This is a genomic window from Streptomyces flavofungini, assembly GCF_041028215.1.
Taxonomy (GTDB): Bacteria; Actinomycetota; Actinomycetes; order Streptomycetales; family Streptomycetaceae; genus Streptomyces; species Streptomyces flavofungini_B.
Genome location: NZ_JASKYR010000251.1, coordinates 1 through 11656, shown reverse-complemented (window position 1 = coordinate 11656; position 11656 = coordinate 1). Strand labels below are relative to the sequence as shown.

Genomic DNA, 11656 nt, shown 5'->3' with positions numbered 1-11656 from the left:
GCCGCCGCCGGCCCCTACGGCGGTSAGCCGCAGGGTGGGTACGGCTACCCGGGCGCCGGTGCGGGTCAGCCGCAGCCGGGGCAGCCCTACGGCGCGCAGCCGGGCCAGCCGCAGGGCGGTCCGTCCTTCGGCGGCCAGCCGCAGCCGCAGGCCGGGCAGACCCCGCCGCCCGCGCAGGCGCAGCCCGCGGGCGACTTCTCGCCGTTCTGGTTCGCCGTGCCGGTGCCGCGTCCGCTGTACGCGGAGGACGGCTCGCCCACGCCGATCGCCGAACTGGCGCCCGGCACCTGGTACTTGGCCGTCGAGCAGCGCGGTCCCGGTCTGGTGGCGCAGACGCAGGACGGGCGTCGTGGCGTTCTCCAGGACACCACGGGGATTCAGCGCGGCTGACCGCCCCGCGATGACCCCGCGGCCCCTCGCCCTTCCGGGCGGGGGGCCGTTGTCGTACAGTCGGCCCGGTCGGTGACTGACGTACCGTCAGTTCTGCTCCTTTCGGCCGGGAGGGCGTATGCGGCTCGGGCTCGCACTCGGGTACTGGGGGCGCTGCCCCGACCTCGGTCATCTCGCTCTCGCCCAGGAGGCCGAGCGGCTCGGATACGACTCGGTGTGGACCGCCGAGGCCTGGGGCTCGGACGCCTTCACGCCGCTGACCTGGATCGCCGCCCACACCTCACGGATCAGGCTCGGTACGGCCGTCGCGCAGATGGCGGCCCGCTCCCCCGTCACCACCGCCATGCACGCGCTCACCCTGGACCACCTCTCCGGCGGCCGGATGATGCTCGGCCTCGGGCTCTCCGGGCCGCAGGTGGTGGAGGGCTGGTACGGGCGGCCCTTCCCGAAGTCACCGCTGACCGCGACCCGGGAGTACGTCGAGGTCGTCCGGCAGGTGCTGCGCCGGGAGGGGCCGGTGGAGGTGCGGGGCGACTTCCACGCCCACCCCTACACGGGCGAGGACGCCACCGGCCTCGGCAAGCCGCTCAAGCCGATCACCCATCCGCTCCGGGCCGACCTGCCGGTGCTGCTCGGCGCGGAGGGGCCGAAGAACGTCGCGCAGACGACGCGGATCGCGGACGGCTGGCTGCCGCTGTACTGGTCGCCGCTGCGCACCGATGTGTACGAGGCGTCACTCACCGGGCTGCGGGACGGCTTCGCCATCGCCCCGATGGCCCGCGCGAAGGTCTGCGACGACGTCGCCGAGGGCCTGCTGCCCGTCAAGGCGATGCTCGGCTTCTACATCGGCGGCATGGGGCACGCCGCCCGCAACTTCCACGCCGACCTGATGGCCCGCATGGGGTACGCGGAAGAGGCCCGGCGCATCCAGGAGCTGTTCCTCGCGGGCCGCAGGGAGGAGGCCGTCCTCGCCGTACCGGACGCCTTCGCCGACGAGATCTCCCTGGTCGGCCCGCGCGCCCGGATCGCCGAGCGCCTCGACGCCTGGCGCCGGGGACCGGTCACCGACCTGCTCGTCCTCGCCCCGGACCCGCACACCCTGCGGGTCCTCGCCGAGCTGAACTCCTAGGAGAGGGCGCGGTCAGCCGTTGCCCAGTTCCCCGGCGGAGGGCACCTTGTCCTTGACCTCGGCGCCCGCGTCCTTGCCCGCGCCCTTGACGGAGTTGATGACGCCGTCGAAGGAGTTGACGACCGAGTCCGTCGAGTCGCCCTTGCGGAGCTTGGACGGCAGGTCCTTCAGCTTCTCGATGTTCTCCGAGAGCGGCGCCACGGCCTTGGACAGGGTCGGGTCGCCCTTGGCGTTCTTCGTCGCGGCCTTCAGCCTGTTGTACGTGAAGGCGCCCGCGAGGCCCGCCTTGATGAGGGCGAACTTGCGGCCGTTCGCGCCCTTCTTGAACTTGCCCGCGCGGTACGGCTTCACGATCCACTGGTACGTGGCCCCGGCGGCGAGCCCGGCGTTGGCGACGAAGCGGGTCTTGGCGAACTTCTGCTTCTCGGCGCTGCTGCTGGCGGACGGTGCCGCCGCGGAGGTTTCCTTGGCGTCGTCGGCGCCACAGGCCGTCGCACCGACGAGCAGGCTGCAGCACAGGGTGAGGGATACCCCGGCACGGCGGACGGGTACGGAGCTGAGCACGGCGGCGGCCTCCAGAGGTGAGCGGTCCTCCGGGCAGCGTCACCCCGGGCGCGCGGCGCCGCCACCCGGGCGGGACCGTACGGGTGCGGGGGCGTGCCGCAGATGTTCGGGGGGCGCGCTGTTTCAACGGGCGCATCGCAGGTAAACGGTTGTCATGTCCCCAGTGCGACGTTCCAACGGAAGCACCGCAGCGAACATCATCATGGTCATCGCGGACGTCATGGCCCTCATCCTCGGGCTGTGGATCCTGATGTACCTCCTGGACGCCAACCGCGCGAACGAGCTCGTCCAGTTCATCCACGACGTGGCCCGTTTCCTCGCCGGCTGGTCCCACGACCTGTTCACCTTCGACGAGACCTGGGCCAGGGTCGTCGCGGGCTACGGCCTCGCGGCGGTCGTGTACCTGCTCATCGGCCACGCGGTGGCGGGCCGGCTGCGCCGCTACTGACGCCGCCGCGCCGCTACGGAGCCGTCTCGCAGCACTCCGGCGCCAGGCCCGTCGGCAGCCGCTCGCCGGAGAAGACCGCGCAGGTCGCCTCGTCGCCGCCGAGCGCCGCCACCGCGAGGAGCAGTGAGCCCGCCGTCCAGGTGGTCAGCTCCTCGGGCCAGCGGGCCCGGTCGTCGAAGACGTAGCCCGTCCAGTACAGGCCGCTCTCCGGATCGCGCAGGTGCTGGATCGACTGGAGGATCTCCAGGGCGCGGTCGGACTCCCCGAGCACCCACAGGGCGAGGGCGAGTTCGGCGCTCTCCCCGCCGGTCACCCAGGGGTTCGGCACCACGCAGCGCACGCCGAGGCCCGGCACCACGAAGCGGTCCCAGCCCCCCTCGATGCGCTCCTTGGCCGCGCCGCCGGTCAGCGCGCCGCCAAGGACCGGGTAGTACCAGTCCATGGAGTAGCGGTCCTTGTCGAGGAAGCGCTCGGGGTGGCTGCGGATGGCGTGGGCGAGGGCCCCGGCCGCCAGTTCCCAGTCGGGCTGCGGCTCGTCGCGCTGCTCGGCGACGGCCAGGGCGCAGCGCAGCGCCTGGTGGATCGAGGACGAGCCGGTGAGCAGCGCGTCGGTGACGGGCGTGCCGTCCGCCTCGCGCTTCCAGCCGATCTGCCCGCCGGGCTGCTGGAGGGCGAGGACGAACTCGACGGCGGCCACGACGACCGGCCACATGCGGTCGAGGAACGCCTCGTCGCCGGTGGCGAGGTAGTGGTGCCAGACGCCGACCGCGATGTAGGCGCAGAAGTTCGTCTCCCGGCCCCGGTCGGTGATGTCGTGCGGGTCCCCGTCGGCGTACGCCGCGTACCAGGAGCCGTCGGTGTTCTGGTGCCTGGCGAGCCAGTCGTAGGCGCGCTCGGCCGCCTTGTGCTCGCCCGCCGCGTCCAGGGCCATGGCGGCCTCGGTGTGGTCCCACGGGTCGAGGTGGTGGCCGCGGAACCACGGGATGGCGCCGTCCTCACGCTGGACGGCGAGGATGCCGCGCACCGTCGCCGCGGCCTGATCGGCCGTCAGGACGCCGGGCAGGACGAGGTGTTCGGTCCGCTCCGGGCTCGTCACTTGGCGTCCGCCGCGGCGTCGACGTCGGCGTCGGCCGAGGCCTTCGGGAGGTGCGGCTTGGTCGCGTAGGCCACGAAGCTCTTGCCGACGACGGGGTTGAGGAGCTGCTCGGCGACGCGCGTGGCCAGCGGCTTCTTCATGATGTCCCAGACGAGCAGCTTGTGGTAGGCGCGTACGGGCAGCGCCTTGTCGTTGTCGACGCCGAACGCGCACTTCAGCCACCAGTACGGCGCGTGCAGCGCGTGCGCGTGGTGGGTGCCGTACGGCTTGAGGCCCGCCTCGCGCATCCTGCCGAGGAGTTCGTCGGCCTTGTAGATGCGGATGTGGCCGCCCTCGACCTCGTGGTAGGCGTCCGAGAGGGCCCAGCAGACCTTCTCCGGGCCGTAGCGCGGGACCGTGACCGCGATGCGGCCGCCGGGCTTGAGCACCCGCACCATCTCGGCGAGCACGCCCTTGTCGTCGGGAATGTGCTCCATGACCTCGGAGATGATGACGACGTCGAACGAGGCGTCGGGGAAGGGCAGGTTGAGCGCGTCGCCCTCCATCGCGGTGGCCGAGGCCCCCGCGGGCGCCTCGCCCGCCTCCTTCATCGCGGCGAACCACTTGGCGACCTCGCGGATCTCCTCGCCGTTCTGGTCGAGCGCCACCACCCGGGCCCCGCGCCGGTAGCACTCGAAGGCGTGCCGGCCCGCGCCGCAGCCCAGGTCGAGGACGCGGTCGCCCGCGGCGAGCGGGAAGCGGGTGAAGTCGACGGTCAGCATCAGCGAGGGCTCCCGGAGTACGTCGCGGTGGCCGCGGGGCGGCCGGGGTTCGTGGCGGCGGAGCGGCGCATGGCCTCGCGGTAGCGCTCCGCCGTGCCCTTGGCGGCCTGCGCCCAGGTGAATTTGCGCAGCACGCGCTCGCGGCCCGCCCGGCCGAGGCGGGTGCGGAGCTCCGCGTCGCCGAGCAGCCTGCCGAGGCCGGCGGCCAGTGCCTCCGCGTCGCCGGGCGGCACCGCGAGGCAGGTCTCGCCGTCGGGGCCCGCGACCTCGGGGATCGCGCCGCCGGTGGTGGCGAGGAGCGGTGTGCCGGTCGCCATCGCCTCCGCCGCGGGCAGGGAGAACCCCTCGTACAGCGAGGGCACGCAGGCGACCTGCGCCGAGCGGACGAGGTCGACGAGTTCGGCGTCGGTGATGCCCTTGACGAACTCGACGGAGCCTTCGAGGCCGTAGCGCTCGATGGCCTGGGCGACGGGGCCGTCCTCGGCGCGCTTGCCGACGACGACGAGGTGGGCGCCGGGGTGCTCGGTGCGCGTCTTGGCGAGCGCCTCGACGAGGTGGACCAGGCCCTTGAGCGGGACGTCGGCGCTGGAGGTCGTCACGATGCGGCCCGGCACCTCGGGCACGGCCGGGTCGGGCGAGAAGAGGCCGGTGTCGGCGCCGATGTGGACGACGTCGATGCGGTCCTCGCGGACGCCGAGGTGGTCGATGATCTCCTGGCGGGAGGTGCCGGAGACGGTCACGACCGAGGGCAGGCGGCGGGCCACGCGCTTCTGCATACGGGTGAAGGCGTACCAGCGGCGGACGGACATGCGGCGCTTGAGGTCGGGCGCGGCGTCCAGTTCGAGCTGCCGGTCGACGGTGATGGGGTGGTGGATCGTGGTGACGAGCGGCGCGCCCAGGTCGCCGAGGAGGCCGTAGCCGAGGGTCTGGTTGTCGTGCACGACGTCGAAGTCGCCGCGCCGGGCGCGCAGATGGCGGCGGGCGCGCAGGCTGAAGGTGACGGGCTCGGGGAAGCCGCCGGTCCACATGGTCGCCACTTCGAGGGCGTCGACCCAGTCGCGGTACTCGTCGCGCCGGGGGGTGCGGAACGGGTCGGGCGAGCGGTAGAGGTCCAGGCTCGGCAGTTCGGTGAGCCGGAGGTTCCGAAGGTCCTCGCCCTCGTCGAGCACCGGGTAGGGCTGGGCGCCGATGACCTCGACGCTGTGGCCGAGCCGCGCCAGCTCACGGGAGAGGTGGCGGACGTAGACGCCCTGTCCCCCGCAGAACGGGTTCCCCTTGTACGTGAGGAGAGCGATGCGCAGCGGTCGGTCGCCGTCGGCGCCGGAGCCCTTGCGGGGGCCCGCTTCCATGGCCTCAGCGGTCACTCTCGGCCCCCTTCTGGCGTGCAGTTGTCCGCGAGATTACGCCGGGACGGTAATCTAGAACAAGTTACAGACTTGATCGTCCGGTGATCGGTGCGTGATCGCTGATCGAGCTCTGAATCTACCGGCTGGTAGGCGAGGTGCACGGGCCCGGATCAGGTGATTCGCGCCACGACCGGCTCCCTGCCATGCTGTGCGATCCCGTGAGGCGTTTTCCGGAGGGGCACCCACATGACAGCGGAAGCCAGAGCGGCGGACCCCGCGACGCCGCCCCTGACCGAGCGCCAGGAGGCGCGCCGCCGCCGCATCCTGCACGCCAGCGCCCAACTGGCCAGCCGGGGCGGCTTCGACGCGGTGCAGATGCGCGAGGTGGCCGAGGCCGCGGGCGTCGCCCTCGGCACGCTCTACCGCTACTTCCCCTCCAAGGTGCATCTGCTGGTCGCCACCATGCAGGACCAGCTCCAGCACCTGCACACCACGCTCAGGAAGCGGCCCCCGGCCGGTGCGACGCCCGCGGAGCGGGTCGCCGAGACGCTGATGCGGGCCTTCAGGGCGCTCCAGCGCGAGCCGCATCTTGCGGACGCGATGGTGCGGGCCCTGACCTTCGCCGACCGGTCCGTCAGCCCGGAGGTCGACACGGTCTCCCGGCTCACCACGGCGATCATCCTGGACGCGATGGGGCTGCCGGAGCCGCCGGACGCGCGGCAGCTCTCGGCCGTGCGGGTGATCGAGCACACCTGGCACTCCGCGTTGATCACCTGGCTCTCGGGGCGCGCCTCGATCGCCCAGGTGAAGATCGACATCGAGACGGTCTGCCGCCTCATCGACCTGACGGCGGAGCCGGAGAAGTAACCGCGCCCGCGCGGCCCATACCTCGTCCACCGGACATCCCGCGCGTGCGCAGCACTTCTGCGCCGACCGATGGTTGCAAGGGGGGCGCACAGTCGTACGGCAAATGCGCCCCCGACCCTCCCCTTGGCCAGTTCTCTGCGTCACGACCGGGGTACTCACCGCTATGAATGGTCTGCGTCATTGAACGGCGCACCTTGGGGCGGGGAGCTGGAGGGCCAAGAGCGTGATCCGGGTGCTTCTCGTGCACGACGCGTGTCTACTGCGATTGGCTCTGGCGGAGCAACTCGCCCGCGAGCCGGATCTGGAGGTGTTCCATGCGCCGTGGTCCCATGCCCGCGGCCGATTACGGGGCGTACGACCCGACCTGTGCGTGGTGGATCTCGACGACGAACCGGCGCACGCGCCCCTCTCCCTGGCCGAACTCACCGGGCCTTCGGCGCACGGCAGGGGCTGCCGCGTCCTGGTGCTCGCCACCGCCGACCGGCCGGGGCAGCTGCGGCGGGCGGCCGAGGCGGAGGCGCTCGGCTATGTGAACAAGGCGAGCGACCCGGACCTGCTGCTCACCGGGATCAGACAGGTGGCGGCGGGCCGCAGGTTCGTGGACGACTCCCTGGGGTTCGGCTTCCTCAAGGCCGCCCAGATGCCGCTCACGCGGCGGGAGCTGAGCGTGTTATCCCTGGCCGCCAGGGGCGCCTCGGTCGCCGAGATCGCGCGCAGCCTCCATCTGTCCAACGGCACGGTGCGCAACTACATGGCCGCGATCACCCGGAAGACCGGGGCGCGGAACCGGATCGACGCGATACGGATATCGCAGGGGGAAGGGTGGGTGTGAGGACCCGCCGGGCTCACCGGCACCGTTGAGGTCCCGGTAGAGGGGGGAGAGTTCGAGGAGCTCCTCGTGCCGCCCGCACAGGGCGTGCGCGCCGTCCATCACCAGGACACGGCCGGCCCTGCGGGCCGAGCCGACGCGGTGGGCGATCACCACGAGGGTGCAGCCGGGGCGGGCCGCGAAGGCCCGCTCGGCCCGCGCCTCCGCGACCGGGTCGAGGTGGCAGGTCGCCTCGTCGAGGACGGCCAGCGGGGCGCGCGCGAGATAGGCGCGGGTCAGCGCGATCAACTGGCGTTCACCGGCCGAGAGACGGGCGGGCGCGATTTCGGCGCCGGGGCCGCCGAGGCGCTCGACGAGGGCGGCCGAGCCGATGGCCTCGGCGGCCTCCGCCAGTTCCTCATCGGGCACCGGGTCCGGCCGGAACCGGGTCAGGTTGTCGCGCAGCGTCCCGGAGAAGACGTACGCCTCCTGCGGGATCAGCACGCGCCGCCGCACCGCCTCGGGGCCGGACACCGGATGGCCGCCGACGCGGACCTCCCCCGCGTCGGGCACCAGCAGACCGGCGACGATTCCGGCCAGGGTGGACTTGCCGATGCCGCTGGGTCCGACGACGGCGAGATGCTCGCCGGGGGCGACGCTGAGCCGCAGGTCGCGCAGGACGGGCTCGGCGTGCGGGCCGTAGGCGAAGGTGACGCGGGAGAGCTGGACGGCGGGGGCACCGGCGGTTTCCGGCCGCGGGGGGAGAGCCGGGCCCGGCTCCGGGTCCCGGGGCGGGTCCCACAGCAGACGACGCAGCACGATCGCCAGGCGCGCGCCGCTCGCGCCGAGGCCGTGGACGAGGTTGTGCAGGGCGGGCAGCAGGGCCTGGGTGACATAGGCGAGGGCGCCGGCCAGGGCCCCCGGGGTGACGCCCCGGTCCAGGAGCCAGGGGGCGGCGGCGAGGAGCAGTACGAGGGGGAGCTGGCCGCCGGTCGCGAGGGCGGCCGTGCGCAGGACGCCCCAGCGGGCGAGGGCGCGGGCCGCCTCGTACTCGCCCGCGACGGCGCGCCCGAGACCGTCGGCCACGTCCCGCTCCGCACCGGCGGCGGTGATGTCCCGCAGTCCCGGGCAGACCACCCCCAGCTCGGCGGCGATGGCCTCGTCGGCGACCAGGAAGTGCTCCTGGCGGCGGGCCAGCGGGCGCAGGGAAGCCAGGAACAGGCCGATTCCGGCGAGCAGCGGCGGTGCCACCACGAGCAGCAGGAGCGGGTCGAGCGAGAAGAGCCCGGCCAGGGCGCCCGCCGCCGTGAAGACGAAGGAGCGGGAGACCATGACCAGGCCCGCGAAGGTGTCCCTGGCGATCTCCACCTGCTGGGTGAGCCGGGAGACGGCGGCGCCGTCCGCCTCCCGCAGCCCCCGGCCGACGACCTGGCGCACCAGCGTGTCCCGCAGCGGCTCCACGAGCCCGGCGATGGCGCGGAACACCCGGCCCGTGCCGTACGCGGCGAGCACCACGCCGAGCGCGGCGGCGCCCAGCCAGCCGAGGCCGACCGCCCCGTCCCCGGCGAGGAAGCCGTCGTCCAGGGCGCGCGCGAGGGCGTAGCCGGTGAGGAAGGTCTGCCCGGTCTCCAGGACCGACCAGGCCGTCAGCCGCAGGACCACCGGCCACCGGCGCGCCAGGAAGCGCAGTCCCCTGCGGTAGGGCCCGCTCGGGCGCCCGGACCGGTCCGGCGCACCCGCCGCGGGCTTCGCCCGCCCCGTCCGCCTCACGCGCCGAACACCTCCCGGTACTCGGCCCGTTCCCAGAGCTCGGCATGGGTGCCCACCGCCCGGACCCGGCCGCCGTCCAGCCAGGCCACCCGGTCCGCGCGGGCCGCCGTCGCCGCGCGGTGGGCGATGACCAGGCGGCTGCGGTGCGGGTCGGGGCGGAGCAGGGCGTCGGCGATGTGGTGTTCGGTGACCGTGTCGAGGCTGGAGAGCGCGTCGTCCAGGATCAGCAGCCGCCCGCCTCGCGCGAACGCCCGTGCCAGGCCGAGGCGTTGGCTCTCGCCGCCGGAGAGGGGCGCCTCGGCGCAGGGGGTGGCGTACCCCTCGGGCAGGCGGGTGATGAAGGTGTCGGCGCGGGCGGCGCGGGCGGCCTCGCGGACGCGGGCGGGCGAGGGGCGCGGGGCGCCGAGGGCGATGGTGTCCTCCAGGGTCGCGCCGAGCAGCGCGGGCCGCTCGAAGGCGTAGCCGACCTCGCGGCGGAGCTCCTGGGCGCCGAGCGAGCGCAGCGGTACGCCGTCGAGGAGCACCTCCCCCGCGTCCGGGTCGGCGAGCCGTCCCGCGAGCGCGGCGAGCAGCGACTTGCCCGCGCCGGAGCGGCCGACCACGGCGAGCGTGGAGCCCGCGGGCACCGTCAGGTCGACGCCGTCGAGCACGTCGCGCCCGCCCCGCGCCGCCCGCACGCCCCGCAGCTCCAGACGTCCGCCCCCGGGCGGCAGGCATGCGGTTCCGTGGACGGCCGGGGGCAGCGCGAGGACCTCGCCGAGGCGCCGGGCCGCGGCTCTGGCGCGCACGAGGCCGCCGAGCTGACCGACGAGCATGCCGATGCCGGTGGCGAGCAGCGCGTACCGGGAGGCGGCGAGGAGGTCGCCGACCGTGATGCGCTGGGTGAGCAGCAGCCGTCCGGCCACCGCGACGACCGCGATCTGGAGGAGCGGCGCGACCGCGACGGCCTGCGCCTGGGAGCGTCCCTGGACGTGCCACATGCGGTGTCCTTGCCGGGAGAGTTCGGGCAGCGGCGCGAGGACGCGCGCCGCCTCCCTGTCCTCAATGCGGGCCGCCGCGATGGTCCGCGCGCCGCCGATCGCCTCGCCGAGGCGGCCCGCGATGTCGCCCTGGACCTGCTGGTAGCGGGCCACGCAGTCGGAGGAGACGCGGACGAAGGAGCGCAGGAGCAGCACGAGTACGGGCGCTCCGACGAGGAAGACCACGGCGAGCCAGCCGTCGATCAGGGCGAGCGCCACGACGGCGCCGACGGGGGTGACGAGGGCGGCGAGGACGGCGGCGGCCGTGGCGGGCGCGATGCCCGCGTGCGCCGCGTTGTCGATGAGGCGCGCCACCAGGTCGCCGTGGGCGAAGCGGGCGGTGGAGCGCGGTCCGACGGCGAGCACATGGCGTACGACCCGGCCGCGCAGCCAGGCCGTGGTGCGGGCGTCGGTGGTGCCGGTGAGGACGCCGTCGAGGGCGTCGAGGAGGGCGCTCGCGCCGATCAGCGCCGCGCACGCACAGACCCAGCGGGTGGCGTCCGCGGTGCCGCCGGTCAGCAGGGCGTCCAGGGCACGGCCGATCGCCAGCGGCAGCAGCAGTCCGGCGCCCGCGCCCGCGACGGCGCAGAGCGTGAGGACGGCGCAGCGGGCGGCGCTGTAGCGGGTCGCGGCGCGCAGCAGGTCCGTGTCGGACGGGGGTTGGTGCGGACGGTGGGTCGTCGTCGCCATGCGGTCCGGGTCCTCGTCGTCCCCTGGGGGGAAGTGCGGATGGGCCCGGGCGGGCTCCCTCGCGGGTGCCGCCCGGGCCTTCAGAGCCGTGCCACGTCAGACGTGGTCAGGCGTCACAGACAGAGCGCGACGCTCGCGGTGCTCCAGCACAGCAGCAGGCTGAGCTGGCTGCCGCCGCCACCGCCGCCGCCCGTCATCTCGTCGGACTCCATGCTCTGCAGGTCGAGAAGTGCCATTGTTCTTCCCTCTCTCTGGGGACGTGGTGTTCTCACAGGGTGGTGTCACGACCCCGCACGATGGCGGGACCGGCTCCGGGGCCGCGGTGGCGGCAGGAAGGGGACGTGCGCCCGGCCGTCGCCGAGTGCGGAGGCGAGCGCGAGGAGACAGCCCGCCGTCCCGGTGTCGAGGTCCATGGAGAGCCGCAGCAGCTGGTTGCCGGGGAAGGCCAGTTGGCCTTCGTAGGACATGGCGAACCAGCCGAGCGCCGAGATCTGGGCGGCGATCTCCTCGGGGGTGATGCCGGGCGCGGTGCTGCGGCGCAGGTGCAGCAGGAGTCCGGCACGGCCCTGGTAGAGGCCGGGCTGCACGCAGAACCGTGAACGTGCGGCGGCCAGGATGCCCGGCCGCGCCGCCTCGAAGGCCGCGTTGTCGCGGTGGGCGAGGAAGTCGTCGAGGACCATGCCGATGCCGACGCTGCCGTCCCCGAGGTAGGGCATGGTGCGCCAGCCCTCGTTGACGGCGAGGCTGCCGTCCTGCTGGGTCACGCAC

10 protein-coding genes and 3 pseudogenes are annotated in these 11656 nt (G+C 74.0%); 5 read left to right on the top strand and 8 right to left on the bottom strand.

The annotated features are described in order from the left end of the window. Both AB8Z36_RS18715 and AB8Z36_RS18710 read left to right on the top strand, forming a co-directional pair. Nucleotides 1-390, top strand: a pseudogene (locus AB8Z36_RS18715) (hypothetical protein); the annotation flags it as partial. Between the two features lie 118 nt (nucleotides 391-508). After that, entirely contained in the window at nucleotides 509-1519 is a 1011-nt protein-coding gene (locus AB8Z36_RS18710; protein WP_369214478.1) for an LLM class F420-dependent oxidoreductase, read from the top strand. A gap of 12 nt (nucleotides 1520-1531) precedes the next feature. Here the strand turns inward: AB8Z36_RS18710 and AB8Z36_RS18705 are convergent, their stop codons facing one another. Continuing rightward, complete coding sequence (locus AB8Z36_RS18705; RefSeq protein ID WP_369214477.1) at nucleotides 1532-2083, bottom strand: hypothetical protein; 552 nt, start codon at nucleotides 2081-2083, stop codon at nucleotides 1532-1534. 154 nt (nucleotides 2084-2237) lie between these two features. Between AB8Z36_RS18705 and AB8Z36_RS18700 the strand changes: the two genes are divergently transcribed. Continuing rightward, nucleotides 2238-2531 carry a hypothetical protein gene (locus AB8Z36_RS18700; protein WP_369214476.1) on the top strand — a complete coding sequence of 98 codons (294 nt, stop codon included), beginning with the start codon at nucleotides 2238-2240 and terminating at the stop codon, nucleotides 2529-2531. A 13-nt stretch (nucleotides 2532-2544) separates the two neighbouring features. Here the strand turns inward: AB8Z36_RS18700 and AB8Z36_RS18695 are convergent, their stop codons facing one another. The 3 genes from AB8Z36_RS18695 to AB8Z36_RS18685 are packed head-to-tail and all read right to left on the bottom strand — an operon-like array spanning nucleotide 2545 to nucleotide 5752. Further along, nucleotides 2545-3627: a prenyltransferase/squalene oxidase repeat-containing protein gene (locus tag AB8Z36_RS18695; RefSeq protein WP_369214474.1), complete on the bottom strand. Its 1083-nt coding sequence runs from the start codon at nucleotides 3625-3627 to the stop codon at nucleotides 2545-2547. Beyond that, nucleotides 3624-4388 carry a class I SAM-dependent methyltransferase gene (locus AB8Z36_RS18690; RefSeq protein ID WP_369214473.1) on the bottom strand — a complete coding sequence of 255 codons (765 nt, stop codon included), beginning with the start codon at nucleotides 4386-4388 and terminating at the stop codon, nucleotides 3624-3626. The genes AB8Z36_RS18695 and AB8Z36_RS18690 overlap by 4 nt, the downstream gene beginning before the upstream one ends. Continuing rightward, complete coding sequence (locus AB8Z36_RS18685) at nucleotides 4388-5752, bottom strand: glycosyltransferase family 4 protein (RefSeq protein WP_369214472.1); 1365 nt, start codon at nucleotides 5750-5752, stop codon at nucleotides 4388-4390. Before AB8Z36_RS18685 ends, AB8Z36_RS18690 begins: the two co-directional genes overlap by 1 nt. A 228-nt stretch (nucleotides 5753-5980) precedes the next feature. On the opposite strand from AB8Z36_RS18685, the gene AB8Z36_RS18680 reads away from it, so the two are divergent. Both AB8Z36_RS18680 and AB8Z36_RS18675 read left to right on the top strand, forming a co-directional pair. Beyond that, nucleotides 5981-6601, top strand: coding sequence for a TetR family transcriptional regulator (locus AB8Z36_RS18680; RefSeq protein WP_369214470.1), 621 nt, complete (start codon nucleotides 5981-5983; stop codon nucleotides 6599-6601). A gap of 223 nt (nucleotides 6602-6824) precedes the next feature. Then, nucleotides 6825-7433, top strand: a complete 609-nt coding sequence (locus tag AB8Z36_RS18675; protein ID WP_369214468.1) for a LuxR C-terminal-related transcriptional regulator — start codon at nucleotides 6825-6827, stop codon at nucleotides 7431-7433. Between the two features lie 234 nt (nucleotides 7434-7667). On the opposite strand, the pseudogene AB8Z36_RS18670 reads toward AB8Z36_RS18675, so the two are convergent. The 4 genes and pseudogenes from AB8Z36_RS18670 to AB8Z36_RS18655 form a co-directional block, all read right to left on the bottom strand. Then, nucleotides 7668-8741 (bottom strand): annotated as a pseudogene (locus tag AB8Z36_RS18670) (ATP-binding cassette domain-containing protein); the annotation flags it as partial. Between the two features lie 434 nt (nucleotides 8742-9175). Then, the gene (locus AB8Z36_RS18665) at nucleotides 9176-10888 is read right to left on the bottom strand and encodes an ABC transporter ATP-binding protein (RefSeq protein ID WP_369214467.1); all 1713 of its coding nucleotides are present in this window, start codon (nucleotides 10886-10888) and stop codon (nucleotides 9176-9178) included. Between the two features lie 113 nt (nucleotides 10889-11001). After that, complete coding sequence (locus tag AB8Z36_RS18660; protein WP_369214466.1) at nucleotides 11002-11124, bottom strand: SapB/AmfS family lanthipeptide; 123 nt, start codon at nucleotides 11122-11124, stop codon at nucleotides 11002-11004. A gap of 45 nt (nucleotides 11125-11169) precedes the next feature. Further along, nucleotides 11170-11656 (bottom strand): annotated as a pseudogene (locus AB8Z36_RS18655) (class III lanthionine synthetase LanKC); the annotation flags it as partial.